Origin of the sequence: Paracoccus methylovorus (assembly GCF_016919705.1) — a bacterium.
GTDB lineage: Bacteria > Pseudomonadota > Alphaproteobacteria > Rhodobacterales > Rhodobacteraceae > Paracoccus > Paracoccus methylovorus.
Genome location: NZ_CP070369.1, coordinates 167065 through 186045 on the forward strand (window position 1 = coordinate 167065; position 18981 = coordinate 186045).

Sequence of the window (18981 nt, forward strand, 5' to 3'; positions counted from 1 at the left end):
GCGCCCGGCCATCATTCCAGTGCGATCTGCCGGACCCCCATCAGCAGCTCAGCCAAAAGCACGGCCTGTGCCTCGAACATGCCCGAGCCGGGCATCGTGCTGCAACCTTTGGCCCGCGCGGCGGCGATCAGTGGCGGGATGGCCGGGCGGGTGACGACATCGGCCACGAATTGATCGGGCGTCAGCAGATCGGTCTGAACCGGCAGCGCGTCGCCTTCGCGCATGCCCAGCGGCGTGGCGTTGGCCACCAACGCAAAGCCGCGCGGATCGGTGCCGCCGACACGGGCCTTGCGGGGAAAAGCCGCGTTCAGCCGGGCGATCAGCGCGTCGCGGCGGCTGTGATCGATATCGTGCAGCGCCAGTTCCGAGGCCCCGCGCGCCAGAATCTCATAGGCGATGGCCGAACCCGCGCCGCCGGTCCCGACCAGCAGCGCCGGCCTGCCGGCCACGACAAAGCCCTGTGCGGCGATGCCGTCCAGATAACCCTGCCCGTCGGTGGCGTCGCCGATCCAGCCCGAGTCCCGCCGGATCATGATATTGACTGCACCCGAGGCCCGCGCCCGCGCCGTCAGATGGGTGCAGAACTCCAGACAGGGGCCCTTGTGCGGCACGGTCACCACGATGCCGGGGCAATTCTGGACAGCCGCTGCCTGTGCCAGCCAGTCCCGCAAGTCCTGAGGCAGAACATGGATCGGCACCACCATGCCGTTGAACCCGCGATCCGCCATGATCTGGCTAAGCGATGCGGGAGATTTCACCTGCCTGATCGGGTGACCGATAATCGGAAAGAAACGCGTTTCCCCGTCGATGCGCAACGGTTGAGCCATGGCCATTCCCTTTTGCCTATGCGCGCAGCCTGACTGACGCCGCATGTCGAAACAATCACGCGCCTGCCGTCTGAAAATGGACGAACCGGGCGAAATATGGGACTTTCACGTAGCCGCGCCGGCATTGGCGATTCCTGCGACCGTCCTGTCCATGTCAGATTTATATAAAGTGGAATTTCATTCAATATTAAAATTGACTTCCGAATTACATTCTGGCTTGATGCCTCCAACAGGGTCGCAGCAGGGGGGCGCCAATGGATCAGATTGCGGTCGCCGTCATAGGTGCAGGGGCCATCGGACGAACTCATATAGACACGCTGGCGCGCGTGCCGGGGATGCGGCTTTCGGCGCTGGTCGAGCCTGCCCCGGCTGGCCGTGCTCTGGCGGAATCTCTTGGGGTGCCTTGCCTGACGGATGTGCAGGCGCTGCTTGATTCAGGCTTGGCTCAGGCTGCTATCGTGGCCACGCCCAACGAAACCCATCTGCCTGTTTCCCAAGCTCTTTTGCGCGCCGGGGTTCCGGTGCTGCTGGAAAAGCCTGTGGCCGAGAGCCTGGAATCGGCGCTGCAACTGATCGCCGTGGGGGATCGGACCGGTGTGCCGCTGCTGATCGGTCATCATCGCCGCCACAACCCGATCATTCGCGCCGCGCATAGAGCCATTCAGGACGGTGCGCTTGGGGATCTGGTCATGGCGACGGTGACCTGTTCGCTGGCCAAGCCGGATGGCTATTTCGCCGCCCCCTGGCGCAGCAGCAAAGGCGCGGGCGGGCCGCTGCTGATCAATCTGGTCCACGAAATCGACCTCTTGCGGTATTTCTTTGGCGAGATTGCCGACGTGCAGGCCATCGCCAGCCACGCCAGCCGCGGTTTCCCGGTCGAGGATACGGCGGCGGTCTGCCTGACCTTTGCGAAAGGTGGGCTGGCCACGCTGTGCATCTCGGATGCGGCGGTCGGGCCTTGGGCATGGGATTTGACGGCGGGCGAGAACATGGCGCGTTTCCCCGCGCATGCCGTCTCGGCGCATCATTATGCCGGCACGCTGGCGGGCTTGTCGCTGCCCGACCTGACCCTGTGGCGTCCCGAGGGCCCCCCGGACTGGACCCGGCAACTGTCGCCGCAGCAGGTTCCCGTCAGCCATGGCGACCCCTATGAGGCGCAGCTTGCGCATTTCGCCGACCTGATCCGCAGCGGCGGGGCACCTCGGGTTTCGGCACGCGACGCCACCGCGAACCTGATCGTGCTGGATGCCATCCGCGCTGCGGCCGAGACGGGACATCGTGTCGCGGTTGACCTTTCGGTGCTGAACCCTGAACCTGAAACTGTCTTCAACAACGGAAGCAGATCATGAGCAGCGTTCTGGAAAAGTCACTCGCCATCGTCGAACTCTTGGTGGATCAGCCGATGGGCATGCCTGTCACGGTCATCGCAGCGGCGACCAGCCAGCCAGCCAGCGGGGTCCATCGCACCCTGCAAGAGCTTGCCCGTCTGGGCTATGTCCGCCAGTTGCAGTCGGGCGGCGATTACGCGCTGACGATCAAACTGCCGGCACTGGGCCTTGGCTTCATGGGGCGCGCCGGCATCACCGACGTCGCGCAGCCGGTGCTGGACCAGCTTGCCGCCGACACCGGAGAGTTGATCCGGCTGTCCATGGTCGATGCAGACCGGCTGATCTGGGTGGCGGTGGCGCAGGGGGCGACACGGGGTCTGCGCTACGACCCCGGACAGGAACAGGGCGTGGTGGTGCATCTGGCCAGTTCGTCGGGCGGCAAGGCATGGCTTGCCAGCATGAGCGACGACGAGGCACTGGCCCGCGTCGGCTCGCAAGGGCTGCTGCGCGAGGCCGAAGGCGCAGGGCCGAATGCGCCGGGCAGCATCACCTTGCTGCTTCAGCAACTGGCCGAGGCGCGGGCGCGCGGCTATGCCACCGCGGTGGACAGCTATATCGCCGGCATGGCGGCCATGGCGGTGCCTGTGCGCTATCACGGCACCGGGCCGGTGCTGGGTTGTTTGTCCATTGCCGGTCCGGCGGTGCGCATGACGCCGACCCGCATGGCGGAACTGGCGCCGCGTCTTCAGGAAGCGGCAGCCGAGTTGGGCACGGCCGCCGCAGGAATCAAGTATTTTCAGGCGAATGTCAGGGCCATCGATGCCGATGCCGAAAACGGACGGAAAAGCGCATAGGCGTTTTCCCGGCTCGCGCCCCTGACGGGCAGGAGAGAATGGAAGCTTCATCCGAACGCAGGCTGACCTGCGATGTGCTGGTTATTGGCTCGGGGGCCTCGGGGCTGGCGGCGGCGGTTACCGCGGCACATTTCGGGCTGCGCGTGGTGCTGGCCGAGAAAGAGCCGGTTTTTGGCGGCACCACCGCCTGGTCGGGGGGCTGGCTTTGGATCCCGCGCAATCCGCTGGCGCGGGCGGCCGGCATCGACGAGCCGCTGGAAGCCCCGCGTGAATACCTCAAGAGCGAGTTGGGCAACCGCGCCAACGATCCCCGGATCGAAGTTTTTCTGGAAAATGGCCCCGAGATGGTCAGCTTTTTTCAGGACCACACCCAGATGCGCTGGGTCGATGGCAACAGCATCCCGGATTTTCACCAGACGCCGGGGGCGGCCAAGGGGGGGCGTTCGGTTTCGGTCATGCCCTATGACGGGCGGGCCTTGGGCGAATGGATCGGCAAGCTGCGCCCGCCGCTGGACGTGGTCAGCCTTTGGGGCATGGGCATCGCCAGCGGTGCTGACATGCGCCACTTCTTTTCGGTCCGCCGCAGCCCGCGTTCGGCGCTGTATGCGGCAGGGCGTGTCCTGCGGCATCTGCGCGATCTGGCGTTGCGGCGGCGGGGAATGCAGCTTGTGAACGGCAATGCGCTGGTGGCGCGGCTGATGCGCTCGGCCTTGGACAAGGGCGTGACGCTGCTCGACAGCGCGCCGGTGGTGGCTTTGCAGCGCGAGGACGGGCGGGTCACCGGTGCCCGTCTTGCCACGCCTCAGGGCGAGGTGCTGGTGCAGGCCGCGCGCGGCGTCGTGCTGGCGACGGGCGGGTTTCCGCATGATCCGGCGCGGTTGGATGCGCTTGCGCCGCAGGCGGGCGGCGGGGCGGGGCATTTCTCGGCCGCGCCCCGGTCCAACACCGGCGACGGGCTGCGACTGGCCGAGGCCGCAGGCGCCTTGGTGGATGACGAGCTTGCCGCGAATGTCGCGCTGGCCCCGGTTTCGCTGGTGCCGCGCCCGGATGGCTCGACCGCGCATTTCCCGCATCTGGTCGAGCGCGCCAAGCCGGGCATCATCGCCGTGACCCCGCAAGGCCGTCGCTTTGCCAGCGAGGCCGACAGCTATCACGATTTCATGCAGGCGCTGATTGCCGCCACGCCTCAGGGAAGCGCACCCCAGTGCTGGCTGATCGCCGATCACAAGGCGCAGCGCCGCTGGGGGCTTGGGTGGACGAAGCCCTTTCCCTTTCCGTTGGGTCCGGCGATCCGCAGCGGTTATCTGAAACGCGGCCGCACGCTGGAAGAGCTGGCCCGCGCCTGCGACATTCCCGGCGTCACGCTGGTCGAAACCGTGGCGCGCTTCAACACCCATGCCGCGCAGGGGCGCGATCCCGATTTTCATCGCGGCGAAAGCCTTTACAACCGCGTGCAGGGCGACATGGAGCACGTCCCCAACCCCTCGCTCGCGCCGCTGGCAAAGGGGCCGTTCTATGCGGTCAGGATCGTGCCCGGATCGCTTGGCACCTTTGCCGGCGTCAGGACCGACGCGGCGGCGCGGGTGCTGGATGCGCAGGCGCGGCCAATTCCGGGACTGTTTGCGATCGGCAACGACATGGCCTCGATCATGGGCGGCCATTACCCGTCGGGCGGCATCACGCTGGGGCCCGGCATGACATTCGGCTATATCGCCGGCCGCGTTCTGGCCGGCCAGCCCGTGACGGGGCTTTCACAGGAGGAAAACGCATGAGCTATTACGAACTCGCCACGCTGGACACGGTGATCTTCGGTGCCGGCAAGGCCGCGCCGGGGATCGAGGCATGGGTGGCACAGGGGCAGGGCCGGCTGTGCGGTGCATGGGGCACCGACATCGGCACGCTGAACCGGGTCTTTGTCCTGCGCGCCTTTGACAGCCTTGCGCAGCTTTACGACGAACGCGAACGCGCCTTGCGGTCGGACAACCCCTTTGGCTGTACCGAGCAACTGGTGCGGCTGTCGATGGAGGGCTATCGGGCGCTGGATTTCCTGCCCCCGGTTCAGGCGGGCAGTTTTGGCCCGGTCTATGAGTTCCGCACCTACAGGACCAAGGTGAACGGCATTGTCCCGACGATGGAGAAATGGCGCGAGGCCGTGCCCCCGCGCGAGGCTTATTCGAAACTGACCGTCGCCATGTATGGTCTGGACGGAGAGCCGCGGCTGACCCAGATCTGGCCCTATGAAAGCCTGACCGCGCGGTCCGAGGCGCGGGCGAAGTCCGTGGCCGACAGCAAATGGCCGCCCAAAGGTGGCCCGGACTGGCTGTCGCCCGACATGACCAGCCAGATCGCCATGCCGCTTGCCTTCTCTCCGCTCAAGTGAGGGGCCGATGACGCATCCGCTTTCGCTGGCCTTCCTGACCACATTCGAGGTCGCCCCGGTCGAGGCCGTCCGCATCGCCGCCGCCACCGGCTATGATATGGTCGGGCTGCGCATCCTGCCCGCCGCGCCGGGGGCCGAGGCGGATTATCCGCTGCTGACCGACGACCGCGCGCTGGCCGAGGTCCGCGCGGCGCTGGACGATACCGGCGTCCGCATCGGCGATGTCGAGATCATCCGGCTGAAGCCCGAAAACGACTGGGACTTGTTCGCGCGTTTCTGCGCCCGCTGTCAGGCGTTGGGCGCGCGCCATGTCCTGGTGGCCGGCGACGATGGCGATACGGTGCGGCTGACCGAAAACTTTGCGCGGTTTTGCGATCTTGCCGCGCCGCATGGGCTGACGGCGGATCTGGAGTTCATGCCCTGGACCGCCGTGCCTGATCTGATCGCGGCGCAAAAGATCGTCGAGGCGGCGGATCGGCCCAATGGCGGCGTGCTGGTCGATGCGCTGCATTTCGACCGCTCGGGCGGCACGCTGCAGCAGGTCGCGGCGCTGCCGCGCAACCGCGTGAACTATGTCCAGTTCTGCGACGGCGCGGTGCCCTTTGATCCCAGCGACGAAGCGCTGATCCACATTGCGCGAAACGAGCGATTGTTTCCGGGGCAGGGCGGCATCGACCTGATCGGGTTGGCGCAGGCGATCCCCGAAGGCGTGATCATCAGCGTCGAGGTGCCGCATCGCGCGCTCTCGGGCAAAGTCGATGCGCTTGGTCGCGCTGCTATGGCCCATGCCGCAACCATGGCGATCCTGCGGGCGGCGGGACGCGCGCCCGCCGCCTGACCGGGATCGCCCATCCATTCAGTTCCTTGCGGTGCGCAAGGCGGGGGCGGGCAAGGCCCGGATTGCACCTGCGCCCTTTCCCGGCTTCAATGGCGAAGGTTCCAGACAGCGGGGAAACATGCAGGGTGCAGCGGCCGGGCATCGGGTGATCGACGGGATATTGCAGGGCATGGGCCTGCGTTCGGCAGCGTTCATCGTCACCGTTTATGGCGATGTCGTTGTGCCGCGCGGCGGTGTGCTGTGGACCGGGACGCTGATCGAGGTTTGCGAGCGGGTGGGCATCAGCGAATCGTTGGTGCGCACCGCCGTATCGCGTCTTGTCGCCGCCCATCGGTTGCGGGGCGAACGGCTGGGGCGGCGCAGCTATTACCGGCTGGACGCCTCGGCCCAGCGTGAATTCGACCAAGCGGCGGGGCTGCTTTACAAGGCCGAGGTCCCATCGCAGGGCTGGCAGATCCTGCATGCGCCCGACCTGTCCGAGGATGCGGCCCGCCACCAGCGCATGGGGCACATGGGCGGCTCGGTCTTTATCCGCCCCGATCGGGGTCAGGCGCTGCCCGAGGGGGCCTTGCTGTTGCGCGCCCCGGACCCGCCAGAGCTGGGGCGGATCGGGCAGTTCTGGGACCTCTCGGCGCTGCACCAGCGCTATCTGGACATGCTGGCGCGGTTTGCGCCGCTGGCCGAGGCAGGTCCGGCGATCTCCGACGAGATGGCGTTGATCGCCCGTTTGCTGCTGGTGCATGACTATCGCGGGGTTCTGCTGCGCGATCCGCGACTGCCGCAAGGGGCGCTGCCGCCAGACTGGAAAGGGCACGAGGCGCGGGCGCTGTTTCGACGCCTGTATCGGCAGCTTTCCCCGGATGCGGACCGCTGGATCGGGGCGCATTTCGAAGGCCACGATGGCTTTTTGCCCGAAACCACCCGGGAAAGCGAGTTGCGGCTGGTTGAACTTTCCAGCACAACTCAATGAATCATAAAATTTATATTTTTCACATCTTAAAACATCACACATAGCTGCAAGAAAATTCTTTCTTTGTGATGTTTGAGCGCATATAACTGACCAACCGGTCGGTGAATTGGAGAATCACCGGCCTTCGCCAAAAATTATGGGAGAGAGCATGCAGGACGCCTTCATCTGTGATGCGGTGCGCACGCCGATTGGTCGCTATGGCGGGGCGCTGGCCTCGGTCCGGGCGGACGATCTGGCCGCGCTGCCACTGAAAGCCCTGATGGAGCGCAACCCCGGCGTGGATTGGTCGGCTGTCGATGATCTGATCTATGGCTGCGCCAATCAGGCCGGCGAGGATAACCGCAACGTCGGACGCATGGCGGTGCTGCTGGCCGGAATGCCGGTGGGCGTGCCGGCAACCACGGTGAACCGGCTTTGCGGATCAGGGATGGACGCGGTCGGCATGGCGGCCCGTGCGATCAAGGCGGGGGATTGCGATTTCGTCATCGCCGGCGGCGTCGAAAGCATGTCCCGCGCGCCCTTCGTAATGCCCAAGGCGGAAGCCGCCTTTTCCCGAGCCAATGCCGTCTATGACACCACCATCGGCTGGCGCTTCGTGAACCCGGCGATGAAGGCGCAGTTCGGCATCGACAGCATGCCGCAGACCGCCGACAATGTGGCGGCCGATTTCGCCATCAGCCGCGCCGATCAGGACGCCTTTGCCGCTCGCAGCCAGGCCCGCTGGGAAGCCGCGCACAAGTCCGGCGTCTTTGCCGATGAGATCGTGCCCGTCTCGATCCCGCAGAAAAAGGGCGAGCCCGTCGTCTTTGATACCGATGAACACCCGCGCCCCGGCACCACGGCCGAAGTGCTGGCCAAGCTTCGGGGCGTGAACGGCGCCGACCTGACGGTCACAGCCGGCAATGCTTCGGGTGTGAACGACGGCGCTGCCGCCTTGGCGATCCTGTCGGGCGCTGCGGCGCAACGGCACGGCCTGACGCCCCGGGCGCGCATCGTCGCCATGGCCGCAGCCGGGGTCGAACCGCGCATCATGGGCATCGGCCCGGCGCCTGCCGCCAAAAAGGTGCTGGCGCGCGCGGGACTGACCATCGGGCAGATGGATGTGATAGAATTGAACGAGGCCTTTGCCAGTCAGGCGCTGGCGACTCTGCGCGACCTTGGCCTGCCCGACGACGCCGCCCATGTGAACCCGAACGGCGGCGCTATTGCCATCGGCCATCCGCTTGGCATGTCCGGGGCCCGGCTTGTGACGACCGCGATGTATCAACTGCATCGCAGCGGAGGGCGTTATGCGCTTTGCGCCATGTGCATCGGTGTGGGGCAGGGCATTGCCCTTATCCTCGAACGCGTTTGATCCAGGGAGAAGTTTGTCATGTATGCCCAGCTTGTGAAGTCCGAAGGGACCAAACCCCGCGAGGAGATGACCCCCGAGGAAATCGCCTTTCAAGAACGTATTGACCGCGGTGAAAAGGTCGAGCCCAAGGAGTGGATGCCCGAGGGCTATCGCAAGACGCTGATCCGCCAGATCGGCCAGCACGCCCATAGCGAGATCGTGGGCCAACTGCCCGAGGGCAACTGGATCACCCGCGCCCCCACGCTGGAGCGCAAGGCGATCCTGCTGGCCAAGGTGCAGGACGAGGCCGGGCATGGGCTGTATCTGTATTCCGCCGCCGAGACGCTGGGCGTATCGCGCGACGAGCTGATGGAGCTGCTGCACGCCGGCAAGATGAAATATTCCTCGATCTTCAACTATCCGACGCTGACATGGGCCGACATGGGCGCCGTGGGCTGGCTGGTGGATGGCGCGGCGATCATGAACCAGGTGCCGCTGCAACGCACCTCTTACGGTCCCTATTCCCGCGCCATGATCCGCATCTGCAAAGAGGAAAGCTTTCACCAGCGCCAAGGCTACGCCATCATGATGAAGATGGCGCAGGGCACGCCGGCGCAGAAACGGATGGCGCAGGACGCGCTGAACCGGCTTTGGTATCCGTCGCTGATGATGTTCGGTCCCTCTGACAAGGACTCGGTCCATTCGGCCCAATCCATGGCCTGGAAGATCAAGATCAACACCAATGACGAGCTGCGGCAGAAATTCGTCGATCAGACCGTGCCGCAGGCCGAATATCTGGGGCTGACCGTCCCCGACCCGAACCTGAAATGGAACGAGGAAAAGGGCGGCTATGACTTCAGCGAGCCGGACTGGTCGGAATTCTTCGACGTGATCGCCGGCAACGGCCCTTGCAACAAGGACCGGCTGGGCGCCCGGGTCAAGGCATGGGACGACGGCGCATGGTTCCGCGAGGGGCTGATGGCCCATGCCGAAAAAGCCGCCGCCCGCCGCGCCCACGTCGCAGCCGAGTAACAGGCCCACCGCCAGGAACACGCGCCACCCGCGTGAAAGCCAAGTTTAGGGGAGAGAACAATGTCCAAGGAATGGCCGCTCTGGGAAATCTTCATCCGGGGTCAGCACGGGCTGAACCACCGCCATGTCGGCAGCCTGCATGCGCCGGACGCCGAAATGGCGATCATGAACGCCCGCGACGTCTATACCCGCCGCAACGAAGGCGTCTCGATCTGGGTCGTGCCCTCGGCGCAGATCACCGCCTCCAGCCCCTCGGACAAGGGGCCGCTGTTCGAGCCTTCGAACTCCAAGGTCTATCGCCACCCGACCTTTTTCGACATTCCTGAAGAAGTGGGGCATATGTGATGCCGTCGCTGCCTGATATGAATACGCCCGGGGTGGCCGAACTGGCCCGCCGCGAGGCCGAGGCCCATCCCGCCCACCCGACCGTGCCCCAGCCCGATGCAGGGCAGGAGGCGTTCTTCGAAACGCTTTTGCGCATCGGCGACAGCACGCTGATCCTTGGGCATCGCGTATCCGAATGGTGCGGTCATTCGCCCGCGCTGGAGGAAGACATCGCGCTGGCCAATGTCGCGCTGGACCTGATCGGCCAGACCCAGCTTTGGCTGGGCCTTGCCGCCGAGGTCGAGGGGCAGGGTCGCTCGGCCGACGAACTGGCCTATCTGCGCGACGCATGGGACTTTCGCAACCTGCTGATCGTCGAGCGTCCGAACGGCGATTTCGGCCATACGCTGATGCGGCAGTTCCTGTTCGACGCCTATCACCACGAGCTGCTGAAGGGTCTGGCGGCATCCTCGGATCCGCGCGTGGCCGAGATTGCGGCCAAGGCGGGCAAAGAGGTGGCCTATCATCTGGAACGCTCGTCCGATCTGGTGGTGCGGCTTGGCGACGGGACCGAGGAAAGCCACAACCGGATGCAGCAGGCGCTGGACGACCTGTGGCCCTATACCGGCGAGATGTTTCTGGGCGACGACAAGGATGCCGAGGTCGCGGCGCGCGCCGTCGCCCCCGATCCGGCCAGCCTGCGCGCCGGCTGGGATGCGGCGCTGCGCCACGTGCTGACCGAGGCGAACTTGCAGATCCCCGACAGCGAATTCGCGCATAAGGGCGGCAAGCAGGGCATCCATACCGAGGCTCTGGGCTATATCCTGGCCGAGATGCAGTTCCTGCAGCGCGCCTATCCGGGCGCAAGCTGGTAACGCGTCATGACCACGGCGACCCATCCCAGTGTCGAAGAGGTCTGGGGCTGGCTTTCACAGGTGCCCGACCCGGAAATCCCGGTCATCAGCCTGACCGATCTGGGCATCATCCGTGATGTCGAATGGCAGGGCGATACGCTGGTCGTCAAGGTCACGCCGACCTATTCGGGCTGCCCCGCGACCAGCATCATCAACCTGGACATCGAAACCGCCCTGCGCGGCCATGGTGTCGAAAAGCTGCGGCTGGAACGCCAGTTGACCCCGGCCTGGACCACCGATTGGATCAGCGCCGAGGGGCGGGAAAAGCTGCGCGCCTATGGCATCGCCCCGCCAATCGACGGCACGGCGGCGGATGGGGTGCTGGCCGGGCGCATCGCCCGGATGAGCGGCGCGAACCTGACCATCGCCTGCCCGCGCTGCGGCTCGGCCAATACCGAAAAGATCAGCCAGTTCGGCTCGACGCCCTGCAAGGCAAGCTATCGCTGCAAGGACTGTCTGGAACCCTTTGATTATTTCAAATGCATCTGAGAATGCACCCCGCTTCAGGAAGGATACCCACATGGCACGCTTCCATCCGCTGAAGGTCACCGACGTGCGCCGCGAAACGCGGGACGCGGTGGTCGTCACCCTTGCGCCCCGTGACGAGGATCGCGCGCTGTTCGACTTTACCCAAGGGCAATACCTGACCTTTCGCCGCGATTTCGATGGCGAGGAACTGCGCCGGTCCTATTCGATCTGTGCCGGCAAGGACGAAGGCTGCCTGCGCGTCGGCATCAAGCGTGTCGATGGCGGCGCCTTCAGCACCTGGGCGAACGAAAACCTGACGCCCGGCATCGAGATCGAGGCAATGCCCCCCATGGGCAAGTTTTTCACCCCGCTCCAGCCCGAGGCCGACAAGCATTATCTGGGCTTTGCCGCCGGTTCGGGCATCACGCCGGTCCTGTCGATCATCAAGACGGTGCTGGCGCGCGAACCCGCCGCCCGGTTCACGCTGGTCTATGCCAACCGCCAGATCAACACGATCATGTTCCGCGAAGAGCTGGAGGACCTGAAGAACCTCTATCTCGGCCGCTTCTCGGTCATCCATGTGCTTGAGCAGGAGGGGCAGGAAATCGACCTGTTCACCGGCCGCATCGACGCCGAAAAAATGACGGCGCTGTTCCAGCACTGGCTGGATGCGGACTCCGTCGATACCGCCTTTATCTGTGGCCCCGAGCCGATGATGCTGACCGTCGCCGCATCCTTGCGCGAACATGGGCTGGGCGACGACCGGATCAAGTTCGAACTGTTCGCCAGCAGCCAGCCGGGCCGCGCCCGTGTCCGCCCGGTCTCGCGCGATGCGATCGGGGCCGGCGAGGGCGTGGAGGCGACGGTGACGCTGGACGGCACCACGCGCAACTTCCAGATCCCGCGCGAGGGCGAGACGATCCTGGAGGCGGCGCTGGCCAACAACATGGACGCACCGTTTTCCTGCAAGGCCGGCGTCTGTTCGACCTGCCGCTGCAAAGTGCTGGAAGGCGAGGTCGAGATGGCGGTGAACCACGCGCTGGAAGATTACGAGGTCCGCGCCGGATATGTGCTGAGCTGCCAAGCCTATCCGATCAGCAGCCGCGTGGTCGTGACCTATGACGAATGATCGGGGCACAGGGGGGAAACCGATGTCCGACACCATGAATATCGAGGACTATCTGGCGCAGGGCGGGGTTCTGACCGCGCCCGACAACGCGCCCGCCCGTTATCGCGGCGAGCTTTTGCGGCTGATGTCGTCCTTCGTGGACAGCGAACTGGCCGGTTCGGCCGGTTTTGCGAACGCGATCAACTTTGCCCCCGGCATCAGGGGACGCATCGCCGCAAGCCGCATCACGCTGGAAAAGGCCGATCACGCCGAACGCGTGCTGCGGGTGATGGGCGAATTCGGCACCGATGTGGCGCGTTACCAGACCAGCCACGACTGGGCGGCCCGCGTTGCCCGCGACGCCGATCTGGGCACGGCCCGGCTGCCGGGCGACATGCGGTTGTCGGTGCTGCATTATCCGATCACCGGCTGGACCGATGCGGTGGTGATGAACGTGCTGCAGGGGCTGGCCACGGGCGTGCAGATGACCGAGCTGACCCGCGTGTCCTATGGCCCGCTGGCCGAGGTGTTTCGCGAGATCGCCCCGCGCGAGGCACGCCACGCCGAACTGGGTCTGGAAGGGCTGGAACGGATCGTCGCGACCGACGCGGGACGCGAGGACGCCCGCGCCGCCCTTGCCTATTGGCGGCCGCGCGTGGCGGCGGGCTTTGGCCTGACCCGCTCGGGCCGTTATGAGACGCTGGCGCGCTTTGGCCTGCGCCACAGCCCCAACGAGACGCTGCTGTCGCGCTGGGAGGCACTGGCCTCGGAACATCTGGCCGCGCTCGGCCTGTAATCGGGATCGGAGGCATGCCGCGCCCCGGCACGCCACCGACCGACCATCTTACGACTGACCAAGGAAACGCCCCATGACCACTCCGCGCCGTCTTGAAAGCTATGTTTGCGGCCGCTGGACGCCCGGCAGCAAACACGGCCAGCCCTTGCTGGATGCCGCGACCGGCATGCCGGTTGCCGTGATCGACTCCTCCGGCATCGACTTTGCCGCCGCCCTTGCCCATGGCCGCGAGAAAGCCGGGCCAAAGCTGCGCGCCATGTCCTTTCACGAACGCGCCGCCATGCTCAAGGCGCTGGGTCTGGCCCTGATGGCGCAGAAAGAGGAATTCTACGCCGAAAGCCTGCACACAGGCGCCACCCGCACGGACGGCTGGGTGGATATCGAGGGCGGCATCGGCACCATGCTGACCTATGCCTCCAAGGGTCGGCGCGAATTGCCCAATACCCGCGTTCTGACCGATGGCGACGTCGAGGGACTGTCCAAGGACGGCAGCTTCAGCGCCCAGCATATCCTGACGCCGTTGCATGGCGTGGCGGTGCATATCAACGCCTACAACTTTCCCATCTGGGGGATGCTGGAAAAAATCGCGCCGACGCTGTTGGCGGGCGTTCCCTGTGTGGTCAAACCCGCCAGCCAGACCGCCTATCTGACCGAGTTGATGGTGCGCCGCATCGTCGAAACCGGCATCCTGCCCGAAGGCGCGCTGCAACTGATCTGCGGCTCGGTTGGCGATCTGCTGGACCATGTGACGGAACAGGATGCCGTGACCTTTACCGGCTCGGCCTGGACCGGGCGCAAGCTCAAGACCCATCCCGCCATTGTCGCCAATTCCGTGCGCTTCACCATGGAGGCGGACAGTCTGAACGCCTCGATCCTGGGGCCGGATGCGGTGGCGGGCACGCCCGAGTTCGACCTGTTCGTGCGCGAGGTGGCGCGCGAGATGACGGTCAAGGCCGGACAGAAATGCACCGCCATCCGCCGCGTCATCGCGCCGCGGGCGCAGGTCGACGCGCTGGTCGCCGCACTGGGGGATCGGCTGGCCAAGACCGCGGTCGGCCTGCCGGGTGACGAGGGGGTGCGGATGGGGCCGCTGGCCAGCCTCGACCAGCGCAAAGAGGTGCGCGAACGCATCCGCGACTTGCAGGCGGCGGCGGAAATCGTTGCCGGAGATCCTGATGCGGTGCGCCTTGCCTCGGGTGACGCGGCGGTGGGCGCCTTCCTGAATCCGGTGCTGATGTATGCCGGAAAACCCTTTTCTGCCAAGGCGGTGCATGAGGTCGAGGCTTTCGGCCCGGTCTCGACCGTCATGCCCTATGACGATCTGGACGAAGCGGTGACGCTGGCGCGGATGGGCAAGGGCTCGCTTGTCACCTCGGTCTTTACCGACGATCCGAAGGTGGCCGAAGAGGTGGTTCTGAACGTGGCCCCCTGGCATGGCCGGGTGATGATCGGCAACCGCGCCTCGGCCAAATCCTCGACCGGGCATGGCTCGCCCTTGGCGCCGTTGGTGCATGGCGGGCCGGGCCGGGCCGGCGGCGGCGAAGAGCTGGGCGGCATCCGTGGCGTCAAGCATTACATGCAGCGCACCGCCGTGCAGGGCGCGCCGCGCCTGCTGTCGGCCGTCACCGGGCGCTGGGTCCCCGGCGCGGACGTGCAGCAGGGCACGCATCCGTTCCGCAAATCGCTGGCCGAGTTGCGTATCGGCGACCAGCTTGTCACCGCGACCCGCACCATCACCCGCGAGGATGTCGAGCATTTCGCCCATTTCACCGGCGACACCTTTTATGCGCATATGGACGAGGCAGCGGCCAAGGCCAATCCGTTCTTCGACGACCGCGTGGCGCATGGCTATCTGATCGCCAGTTTCGCGGCGGGCCTGTTCGTCGAACCCAACCCCGGCCCGGTGCTGGCCAATTACGGCGTGGACAACCTGCGTTTCCTGACCCCGGTCTATTTCGGCGACAGCTTGCAGGTGCGGCTGACCTGCAAAGAGATCAACCCGCGTCAAAACGCCGACCACGGCGAGGTGCGTTGGGATTGTCAGGTGACCAATCAAAAGGCCGAGGTCGTCGCGCAATACGACGTGCTGACCATGGTTGCCAAGGAATGGCCGCTGGCACAGGCGGCGGAATAGGCTGAAAGAAAGCGGTGCTTCGGCACCGCTTTCGTGTCGGCCGGACAGGCAGGAAGTCCGGATGTTTCCGGTCCCTCTCAGCTGATGGCCGTTACGGATCAGGGGAAATGCTCAATCAGCCGGGCAGGGTCCGGATAATAGCCGTCGCGCGAGGTCGCCGGAACAGTTCGGCGGGGCCTTACCGGACCGCCTTGATCCCTTCCAGGATCAGCGTCGTCGCCACGTCGGCGTAATCCTCGCGGGTGATACGGCCGCCGTCGCGGAACCACATATAGACCCAGTTCATCATGCCGAAAAGCGACATGGTGACCGGCGTCAGCAAGGGCCGTTGCGGATCGTCCAGATCGGGGTTGATCTCGCGCAGAACCACCGCGAACCGTTTGACGATGCGCCGTTCGACGCCCATGATCTCGGCCTTTTGTTCGTCGCCAAGGGCCGGGGTGGCGTTGAGCTGCACCTTGTGCTGGTTGTCCGCGCCGCGATAGCTTTCCAGCACCGTGCCCACCAACCGGCGCAGCCGCTGCTGCGGCGGCAGGTTGGGGTCGTCGGCATCCTCGATGGCGGCGTCGAGCTCTTCCAGATGGGTGATGATGATGGCAAAGATCAGCGCGTCCTTGCTGGGATAATAATGATAAAGCAGCGCCTTGGACACCTGACTATGCGCGGCGATCTGTGCCATGGATGCCTTTTCCATGCCCAGATCCGCAAAGACCTCGGCGGCCTTGTCCAGAAGGCCGCGTTGCTTTTCCTCGAAATCCACTGCCCGTGTCCGAGCCATGTTGTGCCTCATAAGATCATTTGTTCGCCTGCGATCGGAAGGCGAGAAAAAACAAGGGGGCACCGACGGCCCCCTGATGACTTAGCGGGTTCGCGTCCGCATGTCATGCCGGCAGCCGGGCTGCGGCATCATGTCTTGGGCCGGTTGTCAAGCACCCGCTTGGCCTTGCCCTCGGAACGGGCGATGGCATCGGGGTCCCTGATCTCGATCCGGGTCGAGACGCCGACCACGCTTTTGATGTGATGCGCCAGTTCCTTGGCCGACTTGGCGCGGGCGGAATCTTCGGCCATCGCGGGGGTGCATTCGACATGCACGGTCATGCTGTCCATGCGCCCCGAGCGGGTCAGCTCGATCTGGAAATGCGGCGCCAGCCCGGCGCATTTCAGGATCTGCTCTTCGATCTGGGTGGGGAAGACGTTGACGCCGCGCAGGATGATCATGTCGTCGCTGCGGCCGGTGATCTTTTCGATCCGCCGCATTGAGCGCGCGGTGCCGGGCAGCAGGCGGGTCAGGTCGCGGGTGCGATAGCGCACCATCGGCAGCCCCTCTTTGGTCAGGGTGGTAAAGACCAACTCGCCCATTTCACCGTCCGGCAACACCGCGCCCGTCACCGGGTCGATGATCTCGGGGTAGAAATGATCCTCCCAGATGTGCAGCCCGTCCTTGGTCTCGACGCATTCCATGGCGACACCGGGGCCCATGACCTCGGACAGGCCATAGATATCGACGGCATGCATGTTGAAGGCTTCCTCGATCTCCTGCCGCATGGCGTTCGTCCAGGGCTCGGCCCCGAAAATGCCGATCTCCAGCGAGGATTCGCGCGGGTCCAGACCCTGCCGGCGGAACTCGTCCAGGATCGACAGCATATAGCTGGGCGTCACCATGATGATGCGCGGCTTGAAATCGTCGATCAGCGTCACCTGCCGCTCGGTCATGCCGCCCGAGATGGGAACGACGGTGCAGCCCAGCCGCTCGGCCCCGTAATGCGCGCCCAAGCCGCCGGTGAACAGGCCATAGCCATAGGCGTTGTGCAGGATGTCGCCCCGGCGTCCCCCGGCAGCGCGGATCGAGCGTGCGATGAGGTTGGCCCAATGGTCGATGTCGGCTTGGGTATAGCCCACCACCGTCGGCTTGCCCGTGGTGCCGGACGACCCGTGGATACGCACCAGTTTCGACTGCGGCACGGCGAACATGCCGAAGGGATAGGTGTCGCGCAGATCCTGCTTGGCGGTAAAGGGAAACTTCGCGATATCCGCAAGCGATTTCAGTTCCTCGGGGTGAACGTCATGTTCGATGAACTGATTGCGGTAGAAGGGCGAATTTTCGAAAGCGTGTTTCAGCGACCGCTTCATGCGGTGGAATTGCAGGGCCTCGATCTCATCGCGCGAGGCGATTTCGATGGGGTCCAGTTCTTTCCTTTCGGGCGCCAGTGATTGCATGGTTTCCTCCCCTTGCGATGGGTTTGCGGTCAGGCTTCGACCGGCAGATGGGTGCCTTTGACGGTGCGGGAATGGCCGCGGAACTCGGCCACGTGCTGGCCGTCCTGATTGGTGATGCGAATGTCGTAGATGCCCGAGCGGCCGCGGCGCGAAACCTCGCGCGCACTTGCCGTCAGCCTGTCGCCGATACGGCCGGGCAGCAGATAGGTGACCGAACAATGCTGCGCGACCACCATCTGGTTATAGCTGTTGCAGGCAAAGGCGAATGCGCTGTCGGCCAGCGTAAAGATATAGCCGCCGTGGCAATTTCCGTGGCCGTTCGACATGTCCTTGGTGATGGTCATGGACAGCGTCGCCTCGCCCGGCGCGATATGGTCCAGGCTCATGCCCAGCCGCTGGCTTGCGGAATCATCGTTCCACATTGCCCGGGCCGAGGCCTCGGCCAGTTCCTGCGGGGTCATTTCGGCGACGGGTTTCGTTGTCATGTCGTTCATTGCCCCGTGAACTCCGGTTTGCGCTTTTCCAGGAATGCCGTCACACCTTCGGCATAATCGGCGCTGCGGCCTGCCTGCCGCTGGCAGTCGCGCTCCATGTCAAGCTGCTGGTCAAGGCTGTTGACGGCGGCGGACTGGATCAATTGCTTGGTCAGGCCCAGCCCCAGCGTCGGCCCTGCCGCCAGCGATTTCGCCAGCGCCGCGGCCTCGTCCATCAGCGAATCATCCTCGACCGCCTTCCAGATCAGGCCCCATTCAGCGGCCTTTTCCGCGGGCAACGGTTCGGCGGTCATGGCCAGCGCCTTGGCGCGCGGCTCGCCCAGAATGCGGGCCAGCGACCAGCTTCCTCCGGCATCCGGCACCAGCCCGATCCTGGCGAAAGCCTGAATGAATTTCGCAGATCTGGCCGCCAGCACGATATCGCAGGCGATGGCGATATTCGCCCCGGCCCCGGCCGCCACGCCATTCACCGCGCAAACCACCGGCTTGGGCAGTGAGCGCAGCAGCCGCAGCGACGGATTGTAATAACTTTCCAGCGTATGGCCCAGATCGGGGGCAGGGCCGCCCTTGCGCGGATCGCGGTCGCCCAGATCCTGACCGGCGCAAAAGCCGCGCCCGGCCCCGGTCAGCAGCACCGCGCGCACCGCATCATCCTCTTCGGCCCTTTGCAGTCCGGCCCGCAGCGCGAGATGCATTTCTTCGTTAAAGGAGTTAAGCTTGTCGGGGCGATTCAGCGTCAGCGTCAGCACACCGTCGGCCAAGGCCGTCAGGACAGTTTCGGTCATAGATAGAACTCCCTTGCCCCGACTTCAGGGCTCCCTGAAAATTTTTGTTGCATAAACCGACCGGCCGGTCAATGATAATCTGGCAAGGTGAGGGGGAGCGCCGTGACAGAAGTTTTCGACCGCCATCGGCCAACGCGGGATGCCACGCGCATTGCCCGCCCCCCTGCACGCGCGGCGAC

19 protein-coding genes are annotated in these 18981 nt (G+C 65.2%); 14 read left to right on the forward strand and 5 right to left on the reverse strand.

Going from position 1 to position 18981, the window contains the following annotated elements; translation table 11 throughout:
• Window positions 1–11: 11 nt before the first annotated feature.
• Window positions 12–827, reverse strand: coding sequence for a shikimate dehydrogenase family protein (locus tag JWJ88_RS11705; RefSeq protein WP_205295526.1), 816 nt, complete (start codon window positions 825–827; stop codon window positions 12–14).
• Between the two features lie 254 nt (window positions 828–1081).
• Between JWJ88_RS11705 and JWJ88_RS11710 the strand changes: the two genes are divergently transcribed.
• The 14 genes from JWJ88_RS11710 to paaZ all read left to right on the forward strand — a co-directional run bounded on the left by JWJ88_RS11710 (window position 1082) and on the right by paaZ (window position 15306).
• Entirely contained in the window at window positions 1082–2176 is a 1095-nt protein-coding gene (locus JWJ88_RS11710) for a Gfo/Idh/MocA family protein (protein WP_205295527.1), read from the forward strand.
• Window positions 2173–3009: an IclR family transcriptional regulator gene (locus tag JWJ88_RS11715; RefSeq protein ID WP_205295528.1), complete on the forward strand. Its 837-nt coding sequence runs from the start codon at window positions 2173–2175 to the stop codon at window positions 3007–3009. The genes JWJ88_RS11710 and JWJ88_RS11715 overlap by 4 nt, the downstream gene beginning before the upstream one ends.
• A gap of 38 nt (window positions 3010–3047) precedes the next feature.
• Window positions 3048–4781, forward strand: coding sequence for an FAD-dependent oxidoreductase (locus JWJ88_RS11720; RefSeq protein WP_205295529.1), 1734 nt, complete (start codon window positions 3048–3050; stop codon window positions 4779–4781).
• Window positions 4778–5389 carry an NIPSNAP family protein gene (locus JWJ88_RS11725; RefSeq protein WP_205295530.1) on the forward strand — a complete coding sequence of 204 codons (612 nt, stop codon included), beginning with the start codon at window positions 4778–4780 and terminating at the stop codon, window positions 5387–5389. The genes JWJ88_RS11720 and JWJ88_RS11725 overlap by 4 nt, the downstream gene beginning before the upstream one ends.
• Window positions 5390–5396: 7 nt before the next feature.
• Window positions 5397–6227, forward strand: coding sequence for a sugar phosphate isomerase/epimerase family protein (locus JWJ88_RS11730; RefSeq protein ID WP_205295531.1), 831 nt, complete (start codon window positions 5397–5399; stop codon window positions 6225–6227).
• A gap of 118 nt (window positions 6228–6345) precedes the next feature.
• Window positions 6346–7197 (forward strand): PaaX family transcriptional regulator C-terminal domain-containing protein, encoded by an 852-nt coding sequence (locus JWJ88_RS11735; RefSeq protein WP_205295532.1) that lies wholly within the window; start codon window positions 6346–6348, stop codon window positions 7195–7197.
• Between the two features lie 148 nt (window positions 7198–7345).
• Window positions 7346–8551, forward strand: coding sequence for a 3-oxoadipyl-CoA thiolase (pcaF, locus tag JWJ88_RS11740; protein ID WP_205295533.1), 1206 nt, complete (start codon window positions 7346–7348; stop codon window positions 8549–8551).
• An 18-nt stretch (window positions 8552–8569) separates the two neighbouring features.
• A complete protein-coding gene (gene paaA / locus JWJ88_RS11745) occupies window positions 8570–9562 on the forward strand; it encodes a 1,2-phenylacetyl-CoA epoxidase subunit PaaA (RefSeq protein ID WP_205295534.1) in 993 nt (330 codons plus the stop codon).
• A gap of 60 nt (window positions 9563–9622) precedes the next feature.
• Window positions 9623–9907, forward strand: coding sequence for a 1,2-phenylacetyl-CoA epoxidase subunit PaaB (gene paaB, locus JWJ88_RS11750; protein ID WP_205295535.1), 285 nt, complete (start codon window positions 9623–9625; stop codon window positions 9905–9907).
• Window positions 9907–10761, forward strand: a complete 855-nt coding sequence (gene paaC, locus JWJ88_RS11755) for a 1,2-phenylacetyl-CoA epoxidase subunit PaaC (protein WP_205295536.1) — start codon at window positions 9907–9909, stop codon at window positions 10759–10761. The genes paaB and paaC overlap by 1 nt, the downstream gene beginning before the upstream one ends.
• A 6-nt stretch (window positions 10762–10767) precedes the next feature.
• Window positions 10768–11289, forward strand: a complete 522-nt coding sequence (gene paaD / locus JWJ88_RS11760; protein WP_205295537.1) for a 1,2-phenylacetyl-CoA epoxidase subunit PaaD — start codon at window positions 10768–10770, stop codon at window positions 11287–11289.
• A 31-nt stretch (window positions 11290–11320) separates the two neighbouring features.
• Complete coding sequence (gene paaE, locus JWJ88_RS11765) at window positions 11321–12397, forward strand: 1,2-phenylacetyl-CoA epoxidase subunit PaaE (protein ID WP_205295538.1); 1077 nt, start codon at window positions 11321–11323, stop codon at window positions 12395–12397.
• A gap of 22 nt (window positions 12398–12419) precedes the next feature.
• Window positions 12420–13172, forward strand: a complete 753-nt coding sequence (locus JWJ88_RS11770) for a Phenylacetic acid catabolic protein (protein WP_205295539.1) — start codon at window positions 12420–12422, stop codon at window positions 13170–13172.
• Window positions 13173–13245: 73 nt separating this feature from the next.
• The gene (gene paaZ / locus JWJ88_RS11775; protein ID WP_205295540.1) at window positions 13246–15306 is read left to right on the forward strand and encodes a phenylacetic acid degradation bifunctional protein PaaZ; all 2061 of its coding nucleotides are present in this window, start codon (window positions 13246–13248) and stop codon (window positions 15304–15306) included.
• Window positions 15307–15484: 178 nt separating this feature from the next.
• Here the strand turns inward: paaZ and JWJ88_RS11780 are convergent, their stop codons facing one another.
• The 4 genes from JWJ88_RS11780 to paaG all read right to left on the reverse strand — a co-directional run bounded on the left by JWJ88_RS11780 (window position 15485) and on the right by paaG (window position 18802).
• The gene (locus JWJ88_RS11780) at window positions 15485–16084 is read right to left on the reverse strand and encodes a TetR/AcrR family transcriptional regulator (protein WP_205295541.1); all 600 of its coding nucleotides are present in this window, start codon (window positions 16082–16084) and stop codon (window positions 15485–15487) included.
• 128 nt (window positions 16085–16212) lie between these two features.
• Window positions 16213–17523, reverse strand: a complete 1311-nt coding sequence (gene paaK, locus JWJ88_RS11785; RefSeq protein WP_205295542.1) for a phenylacetate--CoA ligase PaaK — start codon at window positions 17521–17523, stop codon at window positions 16213–16215.
• A gap of 29 nt (window positions 17524–17552) precedes the next feature.
• A complete protein-coding gene (paaI, locus tag JWJ88_RS11790; protein ID WP_205295543.1) occupies window positions 17553–18017 on the reverse strand; it encodes a hydroxyphenylacetyl-CoA thioesterase PaaI in 465 nt (154 codons plus the stop codon).
• Window positions 18014–18802, reverse strand: a complete 789-nt coding sequence (gene paaG / locus JWJ88_RS11795) for a 2-(1,2-epoxy-1,2-dihydrophenyl)acetyl-CoA isomerase PaaG (protein ID WP_205295544.1) — start codon at window positions 18800–18802, stop codon at window positions 18014–18016. The genes paaI and paaG overlap by 4 nt, the downstream gene beginning before the upstream one ends.
• Window positions 18803–18981: the final 179 nt, after the last annotated feature.

What these genes read in the sequence shown, in the direction of transcription:
- JWJ88_RS11780 (WP_205295541.1), bottom strand. Translation starts at nt 16,084, where the DNA reads ATGGCTCGGACACGGGCAGTGGATTTCGAGGAAAAGCAACGCGGCCTT.
- JWJ88_RS11735 (WP_205295532.1), top strand. Translation starts at nt 6,346, where the DNA reads ATGCAGGGTGCAGCGGCCGGGCATCGGGTGATCGACGGGATATTGCAG.
- paaC (WP_205295536.1), top strand. Translation starts at nt 9,907, where the DNA reads ATGCCGTCGCTGCCTGATATGAATACGCCCGGGGTGGCCGAACTGGCC.
- paaB (WP_205295535.1), top strand. Translation starts at nt 9,623, where the DNA reads ATGTCCAAGGAATGGCCGCTCTGGGAAATCTTCATCCGGGGTCAGCAC.
- paaD (WP_205295537.1), top strand. Translation starts at nt 10,768, where the DNA reads ATGACCACGGCGACCCATCCCAGTGTCGAAGAGGTCTGGGGCTGGCTT.
- paaG (WP_205295544.1), bottom strand. Translation starts at nt 18,802, where the DNA reads ATGACCGAAACTGTCCTGACGGCCTTGGCCGACGGTGTGCTGACGCTG.
- JWJ88_RS11705 (WP_205295526.1), bottom strand. Translation starts at nt 827, where the DNA reads ATGGCTCAACCGTTGCGCATCGACGGGGAAACGCGTTTCTTTCCGATT.
- paaZ (WP_205295540.1), top strand. Translation starts at nt 13,246, where the DNA reads ATGACCACTCCGCGCCGTCTTGAAAGCTATGTTTGCGGCCGCTGGACG.
- pcaF (WP_205295533.1), top strand. Translation starts at nt 7,346, where the DNA reads ATGCAGGACGCCTTCATCTGTGATGCGGTGCGCACGCCGATTGGTCGC.
- JWJ88_RS11710 (WP_205295527.1), top strand. Translation starts at nt 1,082, where the DNA reads ATGGATCAGATTGCGGTCGCCGTCATAGGTGCAGGGGCCATCGGACGA.
- paaK (WP_205295542.1), bottom strand. Translation starts at nt 17,523, where the DNA reads ATGCAATCACTGGCGCCCGAAAGGAAAGAACTGGACCCCATCGAAATC.
- paaE (WP_205295538.1), top strand. Translation starts at nt 11,321, where the DNA reads ATGGCACGCTTCCATCCGCTGAAGGTCACCGACGTGCGCCGCGAAACG.
- paaI (WP_205295543.1), bottom strand. Translation starts at nt 18,017, where the DNA reads ATGAACGACATGACAACGAAACCCGTCGCCGAAATGACCCCGCAGGAA.
- JWJ88_RS11715 (WP_205295528.1), top strand. Translation starts at nt 2,173, where the DNA reads ATGAGCAGCGTTCTGGAAAAGTCACTCGCCATCGTCGAACTCTTGGTG.
- paaA (WP_205295534.1), top strand. Translation starts at nt 8,570, where the DNA reads ATGTATGCCCAGCTTGTGAAGTCCGAAGGGACCAAACCCCGCGAGGAG.
- JWJ88_RS11730 (WP_205295531.1), top strand. Translation starts at nt 5,397, where the DNA reads ATGACGCATCCGCTTTCGCTGGCCTTCCTGACCACATTCGAGGTCGCC.
- JWJ88_RS11725 (WP_205295530.1), top strand. Translation starts at nt 4,778, where the DNA reads ATGAGCTATTACGAACTCGCCACGCTGGACACGGTGATCTTCGGTGCC.
- JWJ88_RS11720 (WP_205295529.1), top strand. Translation starts at nt 3,048, where the DNA reads ATGGAAGCTTCATCCGAACGCAGGCTGACCTGCGATGTGCTGGTTATT.
- JWJ88_RS11770 (WP_205295539.1), top strand. Translation starts at nt 12,420, where the DNA reads ATGTCCGACACCATGAATATCGAGGACTATCTGGCGCAGGGCGGGGTT.